The organism is Leuconostoc pseudomesenteroides KCTC 3652, from assembly GCF_014634745.1.
Classification (GTDB): domain Bacteria; phylum Bacillota; class Bacilli; order Lactobacillales; family Lactobacillaceae; genus Leuconostoc; species Leuconostoc pseudomesenteroides.
The window spans coordinates 66,019-86,893 of record NZ_BMBP01000009.1 but is presented as its reverse complement, the minus strand read 5'-3'; the positions used below and the strand labels follow the sequence as shown (position 1 = coordinate 86,893).

Genomic DNA, 20,875 nt, shown 5'->3' with positions numbered 1-20,875 from the left:
CTCCATTATGAACTGCCAAAAGTCATCTGCAATTTAATCAAGTCATGCTAAATCTTATTATCACAGACCCAGATTTACAAAAAAAGACCGCTACGCGGCCGCCATCTTATGTACACAAGCACAACCTCGAACAACCTTAGGGCTGCTACATTCCTGTCCTGACCCGGTTCGGGAGCCGACGCTTGCCTGCCTATCTATTATATCTAAAAAAACAACTTTACGCAAACACTCTTGCCATTTTACGCGCAATATTTTCCTGCCACTTGAAATAAGTCAGGTAGGCTTTGGGGATTGCATATTCATCAACAGCTGCAAAGTCATCCACTAGTGATACAATCCAGCTTTCACGATATTTGGGTAGTGCAATTGTTGCGCCAAACATGTGCTTCACAATGATATCTTCTTCTTTAGGGCTAATTGTGGTAATTTTACGCGCATTTTTTAGAGCAATGCGGGGATGAACATACGCATGAGAACCTTCTGCAAATTTAGTCACACGCCAGTCATAATAAAACATATCGTGTAACAAACCAGCTCTGGCAGTAGCGACTTCATCCGCACCAATCTTTTTGGCGATTAAATATGAGTGATATGATACTGAAATTGAATGTTGTAAGCGATTTGAGAAGTGGTGTTGTGGATAAAGCGCTAATTTCTGGACTTCATCGTGTGCCAATAAATCATCAACAATATTCAAATATTCTGTATCTTGTCGCCATGCATTAGGATTTTGCATTCATTTGCCTCTTTATTATTTACTAAAAACAATTATAATCTATTTTCATAAAAAAAGCTGACATTTGACTTTGCAAATTCTTTACAAAGATATTGTGATGCTATAATCAACTGACTATTTTTGTTTTCTTTTGGCACGAATCTTAGCAAAAAAATGTTGCAGCAATAGGCTGGATTCTTTGGCACGAACATCAGATTGCACGAAAGCGCGGTGATTCAAGCGCTGATCTTCCAATAAATGATAGAGCGATTGTGTTGCACCGCCTTTTGCATCTTGCGCACCATAATAAACCGCTGGCACACGTGCATTGATTATTGCACCAGCACACATAATACAGGGCTCTAGCGTAACAAATAATGCAGTGTCTTCAAGACGCCATGATTTCAAAGCTTGGTTAGCACGTTCAATAGCAATCAGTTCCGCATGAGCAGTGGCTAATTGATCTCTTTCACGGTGATTGTGTGCACGAGCAATAATTTGATTTTCAAATACAATTACCGCACCAATTGGCACTTCACCTTCACTGCCTGCTAATTTTGCCTCATTCAAGGCTTCTTGCATGAAATAATCAATTTGTTGTTCACTAAATGTCGGAACTTTCGCCATAAGTGCTCTCCAAGATATAGTACCCTTTATTTTTATGAATTACCGACGCATTACCAAATGCCAACAGCATATTTTTTTGAGCTGACGGAGCGCCTTGTTTCTTTTGTAAAACAGCAATTAATTTGCCACCCGGCTGTAAATATTTAATTGCCTCTTGCAACATCGCCGTCACTACCTGTTTACCTGCTCGAATCGGCGGATTCACTAAAATAGCAGCATATTGCTGATCGATATTCTGATAAACATCAGATTGGAATATTCTAGTTAAATTTTCGACACCATTTTTTTGCGCATTTTGTTTTGCAAGTGCCAATGCTCGTTCATTAACGTCAACCATGTCAACTTTTCGATTGTAAGCTTTGGCAATACTAATGCCAACCGGTCCATATCCTGTGCCCAGGTCAAGTATTTTACCAGTCGGAATAGTCGTTTTTGACAATGCATCCAGCATCGTCCGAGTTCCAAAATCAACAGTAGATTTTGAAAAAACGCCTGAATCAGTTGTGAAATGTAATTGATGATCTAATAACTCAAAATCAAATTGTTGAAAGTGATGATCCGCATTAGGATTGGTAGTAAAATACTGTTCTCCTGATGTTTTGTCTGTCATGTTGCAATGCCTCCATGAAATTGTTTCAATATGTACAAAAAAAGAAGTACCGAAGCACTTCTTTTAATATGATGAAGAAGATTACTTCAATGTTACTGAAGCGCCTGTTTCTTCCAAGGCTGCCTTCAATGCGTTGGCGTCGTCTTCGTTCAAACCTTCTTTAACGATTGAAGGTGCGTTATCAACTAAGTCTTTAGCTTCTTTCAAGCCCAAACCAGTTGCTTCACGAACTGCCTTGATAACCTTAACTTTAGCAGTACCTGCTGAAGTCAATTCAACATCAAAGTCTGACTTTGCAGCAGCGGCACCGTCACCTGCACCAGCAGCGGCTACTGGAGCTGCAGCTGAAACGTTAAATTCTTCTTCGATAGCTGAAACCAAGTCAGCCAAGTCCAAGATCGTTGCATCTTTCAATGATGCGATAATCGCGTCTTTATCAAAAGCCATGATCAAAATCCTCCGAGATTTATATTTATTTTATAATGGTTGTTTTAAATTATTCAGCATCTGTAGCTGCTTCTTCGGCAGCTGGTGCTTCTTCAGGTGTTGCTTCAGTAGTAGCGCCACCTTCCTCTTCCAATTTGTCAGACACAGCCTTAACAGCATATGCGAATGAACGAATTGAGAATTGGAATTCTGCCATCAACTGACCCAACAAACCTTCACGTGAAGGCAATGAAGCGTACTTGTTAATGTCATCAAGACTAGCAATGTTACCATCAACAACACCACCCTTGATTTGCAATGCTTCGTTCGCATCCGCAAACTTCTTCAAGATACGTGCTGGTGCAACAGCATCATCGTTAGAAAAGGCAACAGCTGAAGGACCGGCAAAAATGTCGTTCAATTCAGCGTAACCAGCTTTTTCAGCTGCACGAGTCAAGATCTTGTTCTTGATTACTTCAAGGACAACCCCTTCTTCACGCAATTGATGACGCAAGTCTGTGGATTGCGCAACTGTCAATCCACGGGCATCAACAACAACTGCTGAAGCGGCATCCTTAAATTGATCAGCAATTTCTTCAACTTTTTGTGCTTTAACTGCAATAGCTTTTTCACTCATGATTATGATTCTCCTTCCTTTAAATTTATTTTGCAAAAGAAATCCCGTGCGCTCAAAGACACACGGGAAAAGGTTTTAAACTTCCTCGGCAGGCTATTAAGATGCAAGCATCACCTGAGTCTTAGGCAAAATGGATTCAATTACTTAATAAATTCTACCAAACGAAGTTGATATTGTCAAATTACAATGAATTAACATCCAACGATACAGCTGGACCAAATGTTGACGAAATTGAAACGTGTTGTACATAAGTACCCTTAACAGCTGCAGGACGAGCCTTCAAAACTGTTTGAGAGATTGACTTAATGTTCTCAGCCAATTTGTCAGCATCAAATGACACACGACCAACTGGAACTGCAACGTTTCCGTCACGATCTGTACGGTATGTTACTTGTCCACCCTTGGCATCTGAAACAGCCTTAGTAACGTCCATTGTAACTGTGCCAGTCTTAGGGTTTGGCATCAATCCCTTAGGTCCCAAAGCACGACCAACACGACCAACTTGAGCCATCATATCTGGTGTTGCAATCGCAACATCAAAGTCTAACCAGCCGCCTTGGATACGTTGTACCAAATCAGCAGCACCAACAACGTCAGCGCCAGCTGCTTCAGCTTCTTTTGCCTTGTCCCCTTGTGCAAAGACAACAACAGTCTTATCTTTACCAGTTCCGTTTGGCAACACAACAGCACCACGCAATTGTTGGTCTGCTTGACGTGTGTCAACGTTCAACTTAAAAACAACTTCAACAGAAGCGTCGAACTTAGCAAAATCAATTTCTTTTACCAATGAAACAGCATCGTTCAAAGCATAAGCTTTTTCAGCTTCTACCTTTGCTGCTGCTGCAACATAATTTTTACCATGCTTTTGAGCCATTATTCTGCGTCCTCCTTGATTGCTGTACCTTCAACAGTCAAGTCAACACCGTCAACAGTAACACCCATTGAACGTGCTGTACCTTCGATCATACGCATAGCGTTTGTGATGTCGTTGGCGTTCAAATCAGCCATCTTGTTTTCCGCAATGGCACGAATTTGATCAAGTGTCACGTTTCCTGCCTTTTTGGTGTTAGGTTCACCTGAACCCTTACCAACAATCTTACGCAATTGATCAGCTGCAGGTGGTGTCTTTGTGACGAATTCGAATGAACGGTCATCAAATACAGAGATTTCAACTGGAATAATTGATCCAGCTTGTTCTGCAGTACGCGCATTAAATTCCTTAGTGAATTGCGCAATGTTAATACCAGCTTGTCCCAATGCAGGACCAACTGGTGGTGCCGGCGTTGCTTTAGCGGCGGCAATTTGTAGCTTAACTACGTTTACAACTTTTTTAGCCACGATATTTTCCTCCTCGTGTTGTGGTGAAACACAGCTTTAGTGCTGCTCCCACGTATGCCGATGGCATACTAATATATGTTACCAAATATCAAAACGTTTTGCAAGATAATTTAACGTTCATCTAAAACTGTATCAACGTCAGCAAAATCAAGTTCAGTTGGTGTTTCGCGTCCAAACACTTCAACTGTAGCTTCCAGTGTTTGCTTTTCTTGGTCAACTGAAGTGACAACGCCCTCCATTCCTGAAAACGGTCCAGCAATAATTTTAACCGTTTGACCAACTGTCACATCTAGATCAACCTTTTCACGGGTAACCATACCCATTCGTTTCATCAATAAATCAACTTCTTCAGGCATGAGTGAATTTGGTTTTGAACCAGCACCGTGAGAACCCAAGAAGCCAGTTACGCCAGGTGTGTTACGCACAACGTACCAAGCTTCATCCGTCATGTTGTCGTCTTGTGGTGTTGCCATCTCGACTAAGACATAGCCCGGAAAGTCGTTTTCAACAGTTTGCTTGGCTTCACCATCTTGAATCGTTGTCACTTCTTGTTCCGGCACTAATACACGAAAAATTTGTTGTGACATACCCATTGTTTGTGTACGTGATTCCAAGTTTGCTTTGACTTTGTGCTCATAACCAGAATAAGTATGCACAACAAACCATGATTTTTCAATATCTTCTGACATTTTTTACCTCTTTCCAAAATAAAAAGAACCCCCAAAGAGCTCCTGTTGTTAAAGCAATTATAACAAAAAAAAACTTACTTTGCTAGTAAGACATTAAACCCTTGTTGCAAAAGCCAATCAACGCCACCTAGAAAAAGTGCAAAAATAATTGATACCGTGATCACTGTAACTGTTTCTTTTGATGTCTGCTCACCTGTAAGCCAAGTGACCTTTTTCATTTCTGCTGCAACATTTTTAAAGTAGTTAATCATTAGGAAATTCCTTATTTCGTTTGTTGATGCAATGTATGTTTGCCACAGTGCTGGCAAAACTTATTGACAGAAAGACGCTCGGTGCGATCTTTCGATAATGTTACCGTGTAATTGCGCGAACCACAAACAGTACACGCCAACGATACTTTTTGACTAGCCATGCGTTAGCCTCCATATTCTCTATGTATCATACCATTGTTAATTATTTTTTGCTACCCCATACAGGATCAAATCCATCAGCTGCGCAATTCGTTCATGTTTAGTTTGTTTAGCACCTAAGGCGTGAAAATCACCAAACAGCGGTGCCAAACTCGTGATATAAAAAGAACTTGCAGTTCGTGCGTCAATGTTTGAACGCAAACTCATTGTCGCAAAAAATTGGGCGATCGGTGCAACATAATCTTGCCCAAAAACCATCCCCAGAACGCGTTGATGTTTGTCCGATAATGATGTGAAGCTACTATGGATCAGCGTAAAAACATCACGCGGATGACGTGTCAAAATAGCATCCGTCAAATCAATGAGTTGATCTATTGGTTCCGTATATGTCCTCGCCAAAATTTTTTTCATATCGCGATTGACCTGATCGCCAACCGTTTTAACCACTTCGACAAATAGCGTTTCTTTATCACCAAAATGATGATAAAGAGCAGGTTGACTAATATTTAGGACTTTTGCAATATCTCGCGTTGTTGTTTGGTTATAACCTCTGGCCAAAAAAAGGGTTGTCGCTGCATCGATAATTTGTTGGCGCCGGTTTTCACTATCTGGTATAGACTCTGCCACTGTGTTACCCCACTTTGTATTCTTCAATCTAGTTTACACCTGAAACCGACAAAAAAACATTTCCAAATTGTGGAAATGTTTTTAATTATTGATCAAAACACCACAGTATCAAGTCTAGCTAAACGTGCCTCTGTATTAGAACGCCCTGACAGGTAAGCAGCGATACGCGCATAGTGCATATAACGTTTAGCTGCTTCTGCATCACCACGTTTTTCTTCAATGTTTGCTAATTGTTCGCTCAATTCAGGTACCCAGAACAAATCGACACGCTGGCGCAAAGCATTTAACGCACCCGACAAGATACTTGCAGCTTCGTCATAATCTTGTTGTGCTACCAAGAATTCAGCATAATATTTGCGTCCTTGCAAAACACCGTGGAATTCCAAGTCAGAAGAAGTCAGCAAATCAGGCTCTTGTTCGTAAGCCAAAGCAAACTTTTCACGTGCTGTCGCGACATCTCCTTGCAAATAATAGGATGAGCCCATTTGGTGGTACGCGTAAAATAAGAAGAAATTACTTAAGACAGGTGTCTTCTTATCGGTTGCGCGCTCAGTATTGTAAATAACTTGCGCGTAGTTCTGTTTATTATGAAATTCGTCAGCAGCTTTTAGAATGTAGTAAGCTTGCAGTGTAGGAGGATTCTGGCTCAAAGCTTTTTCAAAATCCTTGAATTCATTCAAAGCATCCGTGTTCATGTTTAAAACAACTTGACTCAATAATTCCTTAGCTTTATTCGTCAAGAAATCACCGGACACGAACTGTGACATATCTAAATTTAAACGGTCTAGTATTGCCAACAATACATCTGCATTGGGCACGCGATTTTGATTTTCGACCAATGAAATTGTCGCTTGAGTGGTGATACCTTCAGCTAGCTCAACTTGTGATAAATGCATCTTTTTGCGAGCAGCGCGGATTGCTTTACCGTCAAAATTTTCGTTTTTACCGTTTCTTGCCATTAATTAAACTTCCCTATTTTTTCTTCACCCAGCGCTAAGAATGAATAGCTTAATGATTCATTGCGCTCAAATTCTTCAAAACCGTACTCAATTAACATATCAGCTAACTTTGCATTATTGATGTCTGAATAGTCCCATAAACGCTTAAATAAAGACATATTAGTGAATCCAGGCAACGTGTTTGGTTCACCTAAATAAGGTACATTATTTTCATCCAACAAGAAATCCATTCGTGCTTCACCGCGCAGATTTAACACTTTAAACGCATCCAAAGCCATTTGCTTTACTTCTTGTGTCACACTGTCGGGTAACTTAGCCGGAATTTCAAATTGAACCGCTGAGTTATCAACGAACTTGTTACTATAATCGTACCAGCCGTCACCTACACCTTGTTCTGGAACCGTATGTGCACCAATTTCAGACACCAATAAATCATCGTTTCCAATAACGCCAACTTCTAATTCTCTTGGTCCTTTAACCGCCTGCTCAATCAACACTTTATAATCGTATTGAAATGAATCGGCCAATGCTGTCTGCAATTCTTCAGCACTTTTAACACGTGAAATACCTACAGAAGAACCCTGATTTGCAGCTTTAACGAAGACAATATCTCCTAATTCAGCTACTACTTGTTCCCATGAAAGATTTTGTGCAGTTTTTGGATCAACTACCATATACTTCGTGTTACGAATGCCATTAACTGTCAACAACTCTTTGGTCAACACTTTATCAAAACTAACCGCATGACCGCGCAATGGTGCACCAACATAAGGTTTATTGAGCATTCGGAAAAGACCTTGTAAGGTCCCATCTTCACCTAAATTACCGTGAACGACTGGGAAGAAGATATCAAAATCACCAGCTGCACGTAGCGCAGAAATGCGTGCCAAGGGGTCAGCTGCATCAATTTTTGCCATAAACGCATCAACAATTGGTTGTTCATTTTCCAGTGCCAAAATGCGTTCCGAACTAGCTGGATCTAAAAAGAAACCGTTTTGTGCAATAGCGAAAACCGTGATGTCATATTTATTTGTGGCCATAATTGCATCATAAAAATTCTGAGCCGATCGTTTCGACACATCATGTTCTGATGAGTTGCCACCAAAAATAAGCGCTACGTGTTTTTTATTCATTTTTCTATCCCCGTTTTTTTATTATATCAAATATAAGTAATATTATGCAAGCATTTACATATTGAAAGTCAGCAATGTCACTAACTCAAGTAATTTTTGGTCTCGTTAACATAATCAGTAATTGCTTTGGGCACATCACTTGGGTTAAGTAAGATAATCTCGTGAAAAAACTGTGATCGATTATAAAATTGTTGCCAACGTGCTTGCGTTTTTGGTGGTGTTTGCGTCACCAAATCTTTACGCCAATTTTTAAGCGTTAACAACATATAGTCGCTGTATAGGGCATGTTGTTTTGCCAATTTTGACAAAACTTCCACCAATCGGCCTGTTTCACCAAATGTCAGCGGGTCCGACAGTTCCCTAAAGCCAGCAAGCATCGCACTCATCAAAAATAATTTGTCTGCTCTTATAAGTTGTGGCATCAAAAATATTTCAGCAGCAGCATTACCAACGTGAGTAAAGGCATGCGCCCAGCCATTTTGACCAATGAAACCACGACCATCCCGCTCTAAAGCAGCATATAAGGCAACCTGGTCAATTAGATCGTCTAATTGACCATCTGACAAAAATGGCTTTTTTGCCCGATTCGCGTATAACAGTAATGACAAAATCATAACGCTAAATGAACGTCGATAAATGCCATCATTGTGTGGTTCCAATATATGACTGAATAATTGCTCATCCGATGACAAGTACTCAGTTAACCACCGAAGCTGTTCTGGCGCTAGTAAATCATTTTGCACCATGTCACTTAAAAAGAAGAAAGCGCCTGTGTCTCTGTACTGTGGCTGCGGATTAGCCAGCTGCTCAGTAATGACATGTAAGTCAGTATCACTGATATGAAAATCAACATGCTGCACATCTGGATCTGCTTCAGCTATAAGATCCAGTTGATGTGTATATTCTTGTATCCTTTGTAAAGCGTACTCACCATCTACTGGTAGTATGACTTCAGTCGACGGTTTAGGGGGCATTTCGCGTAAAGCTTCTGCCATTAAATCACCCAAGGACTGAAAAATATTACCATCCCGGACTTTTTGACGTAACGCAACAAATTCTTGCTTTAATTTTTCGAATTCTGTCATTAGATTGAAAACCCTGTTGATTCAGTAAAAGTTGTATTTTTCTTTTGATAGCTGATAGAAAGTACCAGACCAACACCTATTAAATTACCAATAAGTGATGAGCCACCTTGAGAAATAAAAGGCAATGGAATTCCTGTTAACGGCAATAGCCCAATGCTCATACCAATATTTTCAAAAACATGGAATAACACCAACATCACAACGCCTGTTGCTATATAAGCGTAAAAAGCACTTTGCGCGCGGAAAGTAGCACGAACTAGTAAGTAAATAAGGCCAAAATACAAAGCAATCAAGAACGCACCGCCAATGAATCCAAAGCTTTCACCAATGACTGAAAAAATCATATCGGACTCTCGTACGGGTACGTAAACTTTTAGCGCACCCCACCCATTACCTGTTAATTGTCCTGACCCAATGGCTTTTAAACTTTGATAGGTTTGGTAACCATCACCTGAAGTGTCAGTCGCTGGATGCAACCATGTATCGATACGTGCAAATTGATAACTTTGAAACCCTAACACAGATAAAATTTCTCGTCCTGCAGTTGAAATAACAAGCGTTAACAAAGTAGTTCCCAAAACAACACCAGCAATGATGACAGGCGCCAAAATTCGCCAAGTAACACCAGAAACCAACGTAACACCACCAAATATTGCAATGAAAACAAGTAATGTTCCTAAATCATTTTGTAGGGCGATCAATGCAGCTAAAGGCAAAAATACCAACGCCATTTTCCCTAGTAAAATCCAATCACTCTGCACCGCGTGCGTTGGATAATCACGATTATGCTGTGCCACTACCCTTGCTAGCATTAAAATAAATGCTGGTTTAACAACTTCAGAAGGTTGAAATGAGATCGGCCCAAACACAAACCACGACTTTGCTCCTGTCGCAAGAGCCATCGATCGGTTATAGAATATCAAAACAGCCACCAGCAAAAATACGCCTAATCCATAGGCAATAGGGGCTAATCGCCACAGCTGTGATTCATCAAATCGTAGCAAAAAAACAATAATCAAGCCGCCAATAAACCAAAACCCACCCTGCACAATTACTGCACGAAGCGCTGTTCCAGCGGTTGAACCTTGCATATGCGTAGCTGCTTCAAACAAGGCACTCAAACCAATAATCATAAATAATAGCAAGGCTAAAATAATACCCCAGTCTAATTCTGATCCAGATGTTCGTTTTGAAATTTGTCGTCTTTGCTGCATGATATCTCCAAAATGCTAATCACTTCTTGTTTAACGCTACTTTGTGCTTAACCCCAAGAAGGATGGTATAAGTTATTACACAATTAATATTTCAATCGATTTATGTACAAAAAACGCCGCGAAAAATCACGACGTGCTTTATTTATTGATACAAATTAAAGCTTGCCAGAATCGCTTGTAAAGCCTCATCTTCATCTTTTGCCTGATTAATCACGGCTTGTTTACCGAAATACCCAGCAAACCCGCGTGTCGTTTTCTCAATGTATCCGATTTCTTTACTATCGACTAACACTTGCGTCCGTCCGTCTGTTGCGACAAGATCGACCCCAAAGCTTTGATTTTTTTTACTCATTATAGACCTCGATGTCCTGCCTTCATGTGCTCAAGAAGTGCGCCAGCACCTTTAGCCACGTTATCAAGTGGTGAATCTGACACAACAACTGGCACTTCAAGTGCATCAGATAGCAGTTGATCCATACCATGTAGCAAAGCACCACCACCCGTCAACATAATACCGCGATCAATAATATCAGCTGCTAATTCTGGTGGTAACTTGGCCAATACGGAGTGAGCCGCACGAACAATTTGTTGCAGCGTATCATGCAGTGATTCTTCAACTTCATTTGAGTTAATTGTGATTGTTTTTGGCATGCCTTCAAAATTATCACGACCACGCACTTCCATAGTCAATGGCTCATCAACTTGTAATGCAGATCCGATTTGGATTTTAATGGTTTCGGCTGTGCGTTCACCAACAATCAAGTTGTGACGACGTTTTAAGAAATTGACAATATCAAAATTCATCTTGTCACCGGCCACTCGGATTGATTCAGAGACAACGATATCGCCCAATGACAATACGGCAATATCAGATGTTCCACCACCCATATCAATCACCATTGAACCAATTGGCTTAAAAATATCCAGTCCAGCACCAACTGCCGCGACCTTTGGTTCATACTCCAAATAAACTTTGGCACCACCAGCTTTTTCAGCAGCTTGAATGATGGCCTTACGTTCAATTTCCGTAATGTTAGTTGGCGCACAAATCATGATATTAGGTTTTGACATGAACCCTTTAACATTTAGTTTGTCGACGAAGTAGGTCAACATTGCTTCTGTAACGTCAAAATCAGAAATCACACCATCTTTCAAAGGGCGTACTGCGCGAATATTCCCTGGTGTACGACCCACCATGCGATAAGCTTCTGATCCAACAGCCAATACACGATCAGTTTTGTCATCAACTGCGACAACTGACGGTTCGTTTAAGACGATCCCCTTGCCTTCGACGTAAATCAGAACATTGGCTGTTCCTAAATCAATTCCAATATCTTTTGCCATTTTATTTCTCCAAGATTTTTAGCTTTCGTACTATATTTTTCGTCGTACATAATCCAGTAAATTATACCATAATACCACTTTTTTTGCGGTGGATTCTCTCGTTAATCGGTCATTTCAGAACTGCATCCGGAATTTGCAAGACCCATTGCGTAATTGAAATAAAGAAGCTTGAGAGTAAATAGCCACCAATAATTGCTAGCATGACCTTCAAAAAAGTTGCCTGAACCGGTGTATAAGGCATGAATTTAGCAAAATTAATTGGTCTAATTGCCCAAAAAAAGAAATATATCATGATTAGGGTTAAGCTCAGGTCAAAAATCGGACTCATCTTGTTTCTCCTTAAAATGTTTACCTTGACTAAAAAGCTGTTTTTCAATTCTAATGTATCGCACAACAAATTTATATAAAATATAACCAATCACCCCACCAGTAGTGTTTGTGACCAAATCATTGGCATCAAATAGACGGTTAGAAAGATAAAAAAAAGTACTGATACCTTGAATTGTTTCGATGATTAAGGACGTTAAAAAAATCTTAGGTATAATTTTGAAAATACCACGCCATTTAGGTAAAACTAATGGTGCCAACAATCCAAATGGGATAAATAATGAGATATTGGCTAACATTTGATACCAACTAAAAGCCACGCCCTCAGGGTGAAAGACTGAAAGCCGCCAAAACTCATATTGTCCTAAACCCCCGTATCCTTTAATGACATCAATATATGTGCCAAAAGAGGGCCAGCGATAAAAGGTCAAGGTTAAAAAAGCAACTAAGACGGCGTAACCCGCCAATGCTAGTCGTCCCAAGATATTTTGCCAAGCCAACGCGCCTTCACCTTTGGATTTCAGGAGATAGCGTAGTAGTAAAATAACACTTAAAAACGCTACCACAAGACTAGCATTAACATTTTGCGCTGTGTATTGTTGATTGTTCAAATAAACAGTGTGCATAACTTAATATTATACCATTTGTCGTCCAGCATGACCTTATTTCCAAAATAAAAAGAACCGTTTCAGCAACGATTCTTTCCTTTCTTATTCGGCATTTTCACGACGATAATTCATCAAATCATGCGAAATTTCTGCCGTTGCAGCATAAGCTTTTTTGTAAGCAGCGTGCACCTTTTGATACTTCACAACATTGTCAGCGATTGGTTCATACGTAGCACCAAATGAAATAAAACTTTTAGCAGCATCTTGAACTGTATCAAACCATCCAAGACCAGTCGCTGCAAGCATTGCCGCACCCAATCCAGGTCCTTGCTCATTACGCAATGTTGTAACCTTTTTACTAAAAATATCGGCTTGAATTTGTAACCATAATGGTGATTTAGCGCCACCGCCAATAGCAACCACCGTGTCAAAATCAGCGCCCTCGCGATCATAAATATCAAAGATATCGCGGAATGAGAAAATAATACCTTCCAAAACTGAACGCACAAAATCATATTTCTGATGAGTGCCATCAACACCTAAGAATGCGCCACGAACATCTCCATCTGGATGCGGTGTCCGTTCACCCACAAGATAAGGTGTGAAAATTAAACCGTTAGCGCCAACAGTCGATTGTTCAGCAGAAGCAACAAAATCACTAAAATCTTCATCTTTTGCAAACGTATTTTTAAACCAAGATAATGAATAGCCCGCCGCCAAAGTAACACCCATGGAATAAAATTTATTTGGAATAGCATGATTAAAGAAGTGCAAATCGCCCTTATAATCAACATTTGCATTGTCTTCATACTTCAACACAACACCTGATGTCCCAATTGACGACATCACCATATTTGGCTCTAAAATGCCAGCCCCCACAGCACCCGCAGCGTTATCAGCTGCGCCACCAAAGACTTTGGTGTGCGTATCTAGACCCGAGAAAGTCGCGTATGATTCAGTAATGTTCCCCGCATAACCAATCGATTCAATCACTTCTGGGAAGAATGAAGCCGGTAACTCAAAAACTTCTTGAATTGTTTTTGACCACGTCTTCTTCGCAACGTCAAAAGCTACTGTGCCAGCCGCGTCTGAATACTCCATTTGTAGTTTACCGGTCATGCGATAACGCACATAGTCCTTGGGCAAAACAAAAGTCGTGGCTTGCTTAAAGATTTCTGGTTCATTTTCTTTTACCCAGAGGATTTTTGGTAAGGTAAACCCTTCTAAGGCACGATTGCGTGTAATATCAATAAATTCTTGACCAAGTGTTTCATTGATTTCAGTCACCTGTGCTGTCGTACGCGTATCATTCCAAAGAATCGCTGGACGTAATACTTGATTATTAGCATCTAACAAAACTAAGCCATGCATTTGTCCAGAAAAAGAAATACCATCGATTTCAGAGGGCTTAATGCCATCTTTTAAAATTAAATTAACAATGGCAACCGTTGTCCCATTGACCCAATCTTCCGGATTTTGTTCGGCATACCCAGGTTTTGGATATGAAAGTGGATAATCAAAACTTTGTTGCGCAACGATGTTACCCGTACGATCAACGGCTGATACTTTAACCGCCGACGTGCCAAGATCAACACCTAAAACAACTGATGTCATAGTTAGTACCTCATTCTTCTTTTGTTGTGATAAAAAGGATCGGAACACAACGTCCCGACCCTTGTCCGTGCAAATCTTTTGGTGGAACACGGAAAACTTAAATTATGCACCCAATACTGAGAAAATGTAATTATTCAAAGTTTGCTTAATTTGTTCTTGACGACCAGATTTCAAAGTAACATTGATATCAGCATCTGTCTTGTTTTCAGCATATTCAGCCAAATCCTTCAATGTCAACTTGCCGGCTTCAAAGTCTGCACCAATACCTTCGTCAAATGAAGCATAACGCTCTTTCAAAACATTTTCAATCACTTGATCTTCAATCAACTTAGCTGCTACTTTCAAGCCAGCAGCGTAGATGTCCATACCAGCAATGTGAGCATAGAACAAATCATCCATTTCAAAGCTTTGGCGACGTGGCTTTGAATCAAAGTTCAAACCGCCAGTTGGCAAGCCACCGTTCTTCAAGAATTCGTACATAACCAATGTTGCTTCATAGATGTCGTTAGGGAATTCATCAATATCCCAACCAATCAACTTATCGCCCATATTAGCATCAAGTGATCCCAACAAACCAGCTTCACGTGCAAAACGTACTTCATGTTCGTATGTGTGACCAGCCAAATAAGTGTGGTTACCTTCTAAGTTCAACTTGAATGTGTCTTCCAAACCATAAGTCTTTAAGAAAGCAATTGTTGTTTGGGCATCAAAGTCATATTGATGTTGTGTTGGTTCTTTTGGCTTTGGTTCGATCAAGAATTGCCCTGTGTAGCCAATTTCATTAGCATAGTCTTTAGCTAACTTGAAGAACGCTGCGATATGATCTAATTCACGCTTTGTATCAGTGTTTAACAAGAAATCGTAACCTTCACGGCCGCCCCAGAATACATAACTTTCTGAACCCAAACGCTTAGCAATATCTAATGAATGCTTGATTTGTCCAGCAGCGTATGCAAATACTTCAGCAAATGGTGATGTTGCGCCACCAGCCAAGAAACGCTTGTTAGTGAACAATGACGCTGTGTTCCAAAGTAATTTCTTGCCAGTTTCTTGCATTTTTTGCTCAATCTTGTCGATTACTTTGTCAAGATTTGCATTTGTTTCTGCCAAAGTGTTGCCTTCAGGTGCCAAATCACGATCGTGGAATGCAAAGTATTCAACGCCTGTCTTTTCCAAAAATTCAAACATGTAATCAACTTTAGCCAAAGCCAAAGCCATTGAGCCTTCTTCGCCTTCTTTATCCCAAGGGCGTGTTGCTGTACCTTCACCGAATGGGTCAACCAAACGTTGGTCCATTGTATGCCAGTAAGCAACTGAGAACTTGAGCCATTCGCTCATCTTCTTACCTGCTACAACTTCGTCTGCGTTGTAGTAATGGAAGCCATCTCCAGCTTGCAAAGATTTGTTACCTACGAATTCTACTTTAGGAAAAGAGAATAATTCAGCCATGTTGTTTGTTCCTCCTAGATGATTAAACATCTGTCTTTTAATTGTTTTTTAGTTGGTTGGTTTATACAACCAACTTACATGAATAATTATATATCCTTTCCAAATTCCTTGCAAGCCCTTTCTTATAAATCAAAGAAATATTCGATATATTTAGCCGTTTATAATATTTGTTCTAAACATTTCTGTATTGATATTGACAGTATATTAGAAAAAGATTAGTATTAAACTATCATTTATTGGAGGACGTTAAATATTATGAAATATACAGTTGTAGGTGCGGGTGCAATGGGGCTACGATATGGTATTTTACTACAAGAAAATGCCGGTGTTTCAGTTGACTATGTTGAGCCAACACAAGCAAGCCTAGATAAAATTCGCCAACAGGGTAACAAAGTTTGGAAATCACGTGATCACAAAGATCGTCACGAAATTAAAATTAACATTTTTTCACCTGAAGAATATCAGGGTTCCCCAGATGTTTGGATTTTCTTTATGAAGCAAATGCAATTGCAAGATACACTTGACCGTCTTGCGCCAAAGTTTAAGCCAGGTCAAACAGCACTTGGTGCAATGAATGGTATGGGCCATATCGAAAAACTACAACATTATTTTGATGATGAACACATTATTGGTGGTACGGCTATGATTGCCACTGTCTTGAATGATTACGGCGACGTCGATTTCATGGGTGCTGAAAGTGCCGGCTCATCAGTCTATGCCAATTTGACAGAAAAGCCATCTGAAGTAATGGATCAAGTGCAAAAAGATTTTCAAGCAGCACATTTGAACCCGTCTTACACTGAAAATTTCATGGGAACTCTTTTGACAAAAGTCTTCTTTAACGCAGTGGAGAACTCAATTGCTACAATGTTCCAATCACGCATGGGTCAGTTAATGGCCTATGACGGTTTCTTAGAAGGTATTGCTCGACCATTGGTTAACGAGGCTTACGATGCTGCCGAAGCGGCTGGCATCCAACTCATCGAATCGCGTGACGACATGGTCAAACAAGTTGATTACGTTTCAAATGTCGCTAACCCCTTACATTTTCCATCTATGTATCAAGACTTTGTTAAGGGTCGCCCGACAGAAGTCGACTATATCAACGGCTGGATTGCAGATTTGGCTGACAAAAATGGTACACAAGCGCCTAATCATCATCTGGTCACAAACTTTGTTCATCTTGCGGAAGCTATGCGTAAGTTCACCCCACCAGTCAATAAATTATCACCAGATTATACTGGTGCATAATTGAAAAATATTTTTTTGTAAAAATCCCCAGCAATAACTTCAGTCATTGCTGGGGATTTCATGCTAATGAATTGTAGGTTAGGATTTAAAGAGTTTGAAATTATGCGCATCCGTCAAAGTCACAGTACCATGTTGCATAAAATAATCCGCAATGATATCAGCCACTTCTTCGGTGTCTTCAAAAATAATTTTATCTGGTGAAAACATACTAAAATCGCCGCCACCAATCGCTCGATAAGTTGTCATCCCAACTTTTAATTCATCCTCATCAGCAACACGATGACCATGGTATTGCAAATCAACTAATCTCGAACCAATTGGTTGGCTAATATCAAACGCATAAACTATGCCATACCATATATCATAATTATAATGTTGCGGCTTGGGATATTGATAGTTTGGACTAATGATTACTTTGTCATTCAACACGCTAAAATAACTGGCATATTTTTCTAAGGCTAATTTAAAATCGGATCCCGTTATTTTGAGTATAGCCAACGTTTCAGCGTATGGATAATTAATAGCCACTTCACGTCGCGTTACCTGAGTGTCAAACCCATGTATGGCATCATTGAAGATAGCATTGGCTACAATATCTACCCCTAAACGTTCAGACGCAATGCGATTAATTAATTGAATATATGGATGATTATCTCGTCTTGCCGCAAAAGGATCAGCAAATTTCGCTGATTGGGTAAGATGCCCCAATGGCTTATCTAAATATTGTTCCGTCGCCTGTTGTGCAGTATCAACTGCCGACATCACTTTTTGTTGGGGTACACTTGTTGCTGTCTGAATTAATGATGCATCACTTATTTGATTCTGTAAATCAAGATGGATACACCCCACATCTGAACCGCGATACCCAGGCTGCGTAAAAGGTACGCCATTTACTTTTCCAGCAAGACGACGATGCTGATGACCAGTAATTAAGGCGTCAATGCCAGGCACATCACGCATCAAGGCATAGCCCTGATTTTCACCCCGATCTGTTTCTGTTAGTTCACCGGACAATGGATCACGTTCTAAACCGCCATGATAGGAAACAATTACAACATCAGCCAGTTCTCGGAGTTTTGGTACCCATTTTTTTGCAACGGCAACAGGATCATTAAATAAAATACCGGCAATGTTTGATTGTTGTTCCCAATGTGGAATATATGCCGTTGTCAAACCCAAAATAGCAATTTTAACTCCCTTCCGATGCACAATTTTATAAGGTTTCCCCATGAAAGGAACGCCATTTGCTTTTAATAGGTTAGCATTTATGACGTCTTTGTCGCTTTCAGTCGCCTTTAAATAGTCAACACCAAAATTAAACTCATGATTTCCTAATACTCTGGCATCGAATCCTACCGAATCATAAATTTCTTGATACACAGGTATAAATTGCTGTGCCTTTTGAGCAATGAAGTTCGTCAAAGGAGACCCTTGAATAAAATCACCATTTTCAATCGCAATCACAATTTCATCGTCAGCTTCTTGGAGGCGTGCATTAGAAACGACTTGTGCTGCACGCGAAAAACCAAATGGCTGATGCATATCATCACGCTGCTTGAAATCAGTGGGTGTGACAAATCCGTGGGTATCACTTGTTGATAGTATTGTAATTCGCATGTGATTTCCTTTATACTAGAAGAATATAGAAAAAGATATTTTGGAGATTAGTTGCATGATTATTTCCGTTAAAAACAAACAAATACGGCGCGCGATTCTATTCGTTGTATTAGCAATTTTATTAACGATTTTTGTTAAAATTAATTTTATCATACCGATTGGTATAGATGATGGTATTCGATACTTTATGTCAGCAACGCAAACAGGATTAAATGACATCGTTATGTCGATTTTTTCATTTCTCGGGTCTCCGGTTGTTGATTTAATTTATATTTTTATTTTAGCTGGTGTACTACTTGTGGCTGGCCTTCGAATTCCAGCTATATGGTCTGTGCTGACCATTGTTCTTGGTGAACTTTTAGCTTTCATCGTATGCCAATTAGTAGAACGGAATCGACCAATCGGACATCTACTGAGTGATACGGGTTATTCCTTTCCAAGCCTACACATATTTGGAATTTTTACAGCTATCTTCATTTTATTGCTACTTGTTATACCCAATATAACTTCTCCAAGGAGCCAATTGATTAGTGGATGGGCTATCACTCTCGTAGGACTCATGTCATTATTGTCACGTTTATACTTTAGCGCGAACTATTTAAGTGACACAGTTGCCAGTGTACTATTTGCCTACGCGTGGGTGATTCTAGCCGCTTCTTTGTATTCTCCACTAGCCAAGCGACTCACCAAGATATCAATATTCGAACATGAAGAAATATAAAAAAATCGCTTGCGCGATTTTTTTTTGGGTCTTATAGCCACTTCTTATAATCATCATCATCCAAAGCTTCAACTTCACCAAGTAGATAGCCATTTCCAACACCAGAAAAGAAATCATGGTTAGCTGTTGAGGTTGAAAGTCCGTTCATAACAACGGGATTCACATCATCTGCGCCGTCAGGAAACATTGGTTCTTGACCCAAATTCATTAACGCTTTGTTTGCATTATAACGCAAGAATGTCAAAACTTGTTCTGTCCAACCAATTTCATCGTACAATTCGTGTGTGTACTTTTCTTCATTTTCGTACAATTCATAAAGTAAATTGTACATCCATGTTTGTAGTTCTGTTTGTTCTTCTTCAGATAATTGATTAAATCCAATCTGGAATTTATACCCAATATAAGTGCCATGCACTGACTCATCGCGAATGATTAATTTAATAATTTCAGCGACATTCAACATTTTATTATGTCCCAAGAAGTATAATGGTGTATAAAATCCTGAATAGAATAAGAATGTTTCTAGAAATACAGAAGCAATTTTCTTCTGCAAGGCTGTGCCTGTTTGGTAAATATCGTTAATCCGGTGTGCTTTAAATTGCAAAAATTCGTCGGTATCAGCCCAATCAAAAATTTTCTCAATTTCAGCTTTTTCATTTAGCGTTTCAAAAATGGAAGAGTATGACTTCGCATGAACAGATTCCATAAATTGAATATTGTTTAACACCGCCTCTTCCTTCTGGTTGATAGCATCTAACTTAAGTTGTGCCATACCATCTTGTGACTGAAGCGTATCTAGCGTTGTTAAGCCACCAAACACTAAATTCATCGTTTCACGCTCTTGATCAGACATATTACCACGCCAATGCTTCAAGTCATTGGAAATCGGAATACGTGTATCTAACCAAAATTGTTGGGTTAACTTTTCCCACGTTGCTTTATCCAACTCGTCTTCGATGTTGTTCCAGTTAATTGCTGTGTATGATCCGTTATTAATATGTGCCATTATTGTTCTCCAATATTACGTTTTATTTTATTATATATTATTTCAGCATCAAACACACTACCACGTAACTCGTAAGCAGCAATCATCGGCACATTAAATTTTTTCGCATAACGAATAGCTGTTAAATTGAACTGAACATTGAAATTGCGATTACCTGATCCCACAACGCCTTTTAAATGACGTGCATTATTGCCAAAATCAATATATTCGCCCAACGCGTTAGTAAAAATCTCAGTTACTTCCGGTCCTGTACCGGTTCCACCAGTTAAATACGTTGGTACGAGTGCAAAAAAGGGTTCTGTTTCATTAGCATACTCTGTTTCATCACCAATTAAGCGAGCGTTCAGAGTATCTCCTTGTTCGATAGCAACTTTTTTAAGCTTTTCAACAAATGATTTCGTATTACCTTCTGTTGAGGCATATAATAAATTAATGTGTGTCATTCAACTCTCATCCAGAATTTTTTAT

The 20,875-nt window shown here is 39.7% G+C and carries 26 protein-coding genes, 1 other RNA gene and 1 other annotated feature; of the genes, 2 read left to right on the top strand and 25 right to left on the bottom strand.

Going from position 1 to position 20,875, the window contains the following annotated elements; all coding sequences use genetic code 11:
- Window positions 1-100 precede the first annotated feature (100 nt).
- From ffs to xylA, 22 genes are all read right to left on the bottom strand, one after another.
- Window positions 101-199: signal recognition particle sRNA small type (ffs, locus tag IEU65_RS08725), an RNA gene on the bottom strand.
- 18 nt (window positions 200-217) lie between these two features.
- Window positions 218-736 carry an HD domain-containing protein gene (locus tag IEU65_RS08720; RefSeq protein ID WP_010292724.1) on the bottom strand — a complete coding sequence of 173 codons (519 nt, stop codon included), beginning with the start codon at window positions 734-736 and terminating at the stop codon, window positions 218-220.
- A 114-nt stretch (window positions 737-850) separates the two neighbouring features.
- Window positions 851-1,342 carry a tRNA adenosine(34) deaminase TadA gene (gene tadA, locus IEU65_RS08715; protein WP_010292727.1) on the bottom strand — a complete coding sequence of 164 codons (492 nt, stop codon included), beginning with the start codon at window positions 1,340-1,342 and terminating at the stop codon, window positions 851-853.
- Entirely contained in the window at window positions 1,320-1,952 is a 633-nt protein-coding gene (locus IEU65_RS08710) for a class I SAM-dependent methyltransferase (protein WP_010292728.1), read from the bottom strand. The genes tadA and IEU65_RS08710 overlap by 23 nt, the downstream gene beginning before the upstream one ends.
- A gap of 81 nt (window positions 1,953-2,033) precedes the next feature.
- Window positions 2,034-2,399: a 50S ribosomal protein L7/L12 gene (gene rplL, locus IEU65_RS08705; RefSeq protein ID WP_114667228.1), complete on the bottom strand. Its 366-nt coding sequence runs from the start codon at window positions 2,397-2,399 to the stop codon at window positions 2,034-2,036.
- 49 nt (window positions 2,400-2,448) lie between these two features.
- Window positions 2,449-3,015: a 50S ribosomal protein L10 gene (gene rplJ / locus IEU65_RS08700; protein ID WP_147651055.1), complete on the bottom strand. Its 567-nt coding sequence runs from the start codon at window positions 3,013-3,015 to the stop codon at window positions 2,449-2,451.
- A gap of 27 nt (window positions 3,016-3,042) precedes the next feature.
- Window positions 3,043-3,159, bottom strand: a sequence feature (ribosomal protein L10 leader region).
- A 37-nt stretch (window positions 3,160-3,196) separates the two neighbouring features.
- Window positions 3,197-3,889, bottom strand: a complete 693-nt coding sequence (gene rplA, locus IEU65_RS08695) for a 50S ribosomal protein L1 (RefSeq protein WP_147651056.1) — start codon at window positions 3,887-3,889, stop codon at window positions 3,197-3,199.
- Complete coding sequence (gene rplK, locus IEU65_RS08690; protein WP_010279702.1) at window positions 3,889-4,353, bottom strand: 50S ribosomal protein L11; 465 nt, start codon at window positions 4,351-4,353, stop codon at window positions 3,889-3,891. The genes rplA and rplK overlap by 1 nt, the downstream gene beginning before the upstream one ends.
- A gap of 110 nt (window positions 4,354-4,463) precedes the next feature.
- Window positions 4,464-5,042 (bottom strand): transcription termination/antitermination protein NusG, encoded by a 579-nt coding sequence (nusG, locus tag IEU65_RS08685; RefSeq protein ID WP_010279704.1) that lies wholly within the window; start codon window positions 5,040-5,042, stop codon window positions 4,464-4,466.
- 74 nt (window positions 5,043-5,116) lie between these two features.
- Entirely contained in the window at window positions 5,117-5,293 is a 177-nt protein-coding gene (gene secE / locus IEU65_RS08680; RefSeq protein ID WP_004912775.1) for a preprotein translocase subunit SecE, read from the bottom strand.
- An 11-nt stretch (window positions 5,294-5,304) separates the two neighbouring features.
- Window positions 5,305-5,454, bottom strand: a complete 150-nt coding sequence (rpmG, locus tag IEU65_RS08675) for a 50S ribosomal protein L33 (protein WP_010279708.1) — start codon at window positions 5,452-5,454, stop codon at window positions 5,305-5,307.
- Between the two features lie 37 nt (window positions 5,455-5,491).
- A complete protein-coding gene (locus tag IEU65_RS08670) occupies window positions 5,492-6,079 on the bottom strand; it encodes a TetR/AcrR family transcriptional regulator (RefSeq protein WP_031941036.1) in 588 nt (195 codons plus the stop codon).
- A gap of 92 nt (window positions 6,080-6,171) precedes the next feature.
- Window positions 6,172-7,038, bottom strand: coding sequence for a helix-turn-helix domain-containing protein (locus IEU65_RS08665; RefSeq protein WP_010279715.1), 867 nt, complete (start codon window positions 7,036-7,038; stop codon window positions 6,172-6,174).
- The gene (locus tag IEU65_RS08660) at window positions 7,038-8,171 is read right to left on the bottom strand and encodes a D-alanine--D-alanine ligase family protein (RefSeq protein WP_147651057.1); all 1,134 of its coding nucleotides are present in this window, start codon (window positions 8,169-8,171) and stop codon (window positions 7,038-7,040) included. The genes IEU65_RS08665 and IEU65_RS08660 overlap by 1 nt, the downstream gene beginning before the upstream one ends.
- A gap of 80 nt (window positions 8,172-8,251) precedes the next feature.
- A complete protein-coding gene (locus tag IEU65_RS08655; RefSeq protein ID WP_010279723.1) occupies window positions 8,252-9,256 on the bottom strand; it encodes a DUF2785 domain-containing protein in 1,005 nt (334 codons plus the stop codon).
- Window positions 9,256-10,470 (bottom strand): FtsW/RodA/SpoVE family cell cycle protein, encoded by a 1,215-nt coding sequence (locus IEU65_RS08650; RefSeq protein WP_010279725.1) that lies wholly within the window; start codon window positions 10,468-10,470, stop codon window positions 9,256-9,258. Before IEU65_RS08650 ends, IEU65_RS08655 begins: the two co-directional genes overlap by 1 nt.
- 142 nt (window positions 10,471-10,612) lie before the next feature.
- A complete protein-coding gene (locus IEU65_RS08645; RefSeq protein WP_139967847.1) occupies window positions 10,613-10,822 on the bottom strand; it encodes a DUF2969 family protein in 210 nt (69 codons plus the stop codon).
- Window positions 10,822-11,814: a rod shape-determining protein gene (locus tag IEU65_RS08640; protein ID WP_010279731.1), complete on the bottom strand. Its 993-nt coding sequence runs from the start codon at window positions 11,812-11,814 to the stop codon at window positions 10,822-10,824. The genes IEU65_RS08645 and IEU65_RS08640 overlap by 1 nt, the downstream gene beginning before the upstream one ends.
- Window positions 11,815-11,923: 109 nt before the next feature.
- Window positions 11,924-12,142 carry a DUF1146 domain-containing protein gene (locus IEU65_RS08635; RefSeq protein ID WP_010279735.1) on the bottom strand — a complete coding sequence of 73 codons (219 nt, stop codon included), beginning with the start codon at window positions 12,140-12,142 and terminating at the stop codon, window positions 11,924-11,926.
- Window positions 12,126-12,752 carry a VanZ family protein gene (locus tag IEU65_RS08630; RefSeq protein ID WP_242455659.1) on the bottom strand — a complete coding sequence of 209 codons (627 nt, stop codon included), beginning with the start codon at window positions 12,750-12,752 and terminating at the stop codon, window positions 12,126-12,128. The genes IEU65_RS08635 and IEU65_RS08630 overlap by 17 nt, the downstream gene beginning before the upstream one ends.
- 99 nt (window positions 12,753-12,851) lie before the next feature.
- A complete protein-coding gene (gene xylB, locus IEU65_RS08625; RefSeq protein WP_010279744.1) occupies window positions 12,852-14,363 on the bottom strand; it encodes a xylulokinase in 1,512 nt (503 codons plus the stop codon).
- A gap of 102 nt (window positions 14,364-14,465) precedes the next feature.
- Entirely contained in the window at window positions 14,466-15,812 is a 1,347-nt protein-coding gene (gene xylA, locus IEU65_RS08620) for a xylose isomerase (protein ID WP_010279747.1), read from the bottom strand.
- A 255-nt stretch (window positions 15,813-16,067) separates the two neighbouring features.
- On the opposite strand from xylA, the gene IEU65_RS08615 reads away from it, so the two are divergent.
- Window positions 16,068-17,063, top strand: coding sequence for a ketopantoate reductase family protein (locus IEU65_RS08615; RefSeq protein ID WP_010279751.1), 996 nt, complete (start codon window positions 16,068-16,070; stop codon window positions 17,061-17,063).
- 78 nt (window positions 17,064-17,141) lie between these two features.
- On the opposite strand, the gene IEU65_RS08610 is transcribed toward IEU65_RS08615, so the two are convergent.
- A complete protein-coding gene (locus IEU65_RS08610; protein WP_010279755.1) occupies window positions 17,142-18,680 on the bottom strand; it encodes a bifunctional metallophosphatase/5'-nucleotidase in 1,539 nt (512 codons plus the stop codon).
- Window positions 18,681-18,735: 55 nt separating this feature from the next.
- Here IEU65_RS08610 and IEU65_RS08605 point away from each other — a divergent pair, with 55 nt between their 5' ends.
- Window positions 18,736-19,401, top strand: a complete 666-nt coding sequence (locus tag IEU65_RS08605; RefSeq protein WP_010279758.1) for a phosphatase PAP2 family protein — start codon at window positions 18,736-18,738, stop codon at window positions 19,399-19,401.
- A 31-nt stretch (window positions 19,402-19,432) separates the two neighbouring features.
- Here the strand turns inward: IEU65_RS08605 and nrdF are convergent, their stop codons facing one another.
- Window positions 19,433-20,407, bottom strand: coding sequence for a class 1b ribonucleoside-diphosphate reductase subunit beta (gene nrdF / locus IEU65_RS08600; RefSeq protein ID WP_010279337.1), 975 nt, complete (start codon window positions 20,405-20,407; stop codon window positions 19,433-19,435).
- On the bottom strand, window positions 20,407-20,850 hold the full coding sequence (locus IEU65_RS08595; RefSeq protein WP_010279338.1) for a class Ib ribonucleoside-diphosphate reductase assembly flavoprotein NrdI: 444 nt from the start codon (window positions 20,848-20,850) through the stop codon (window positions 20,407-20,409). The genes nrdF and IEU65_RS08595 overlap by 1 nt, the downstream gene beginning before the upstream one ends.
- Window positions 20,851-20,875 lie beyond the last annotated feature (25 nt).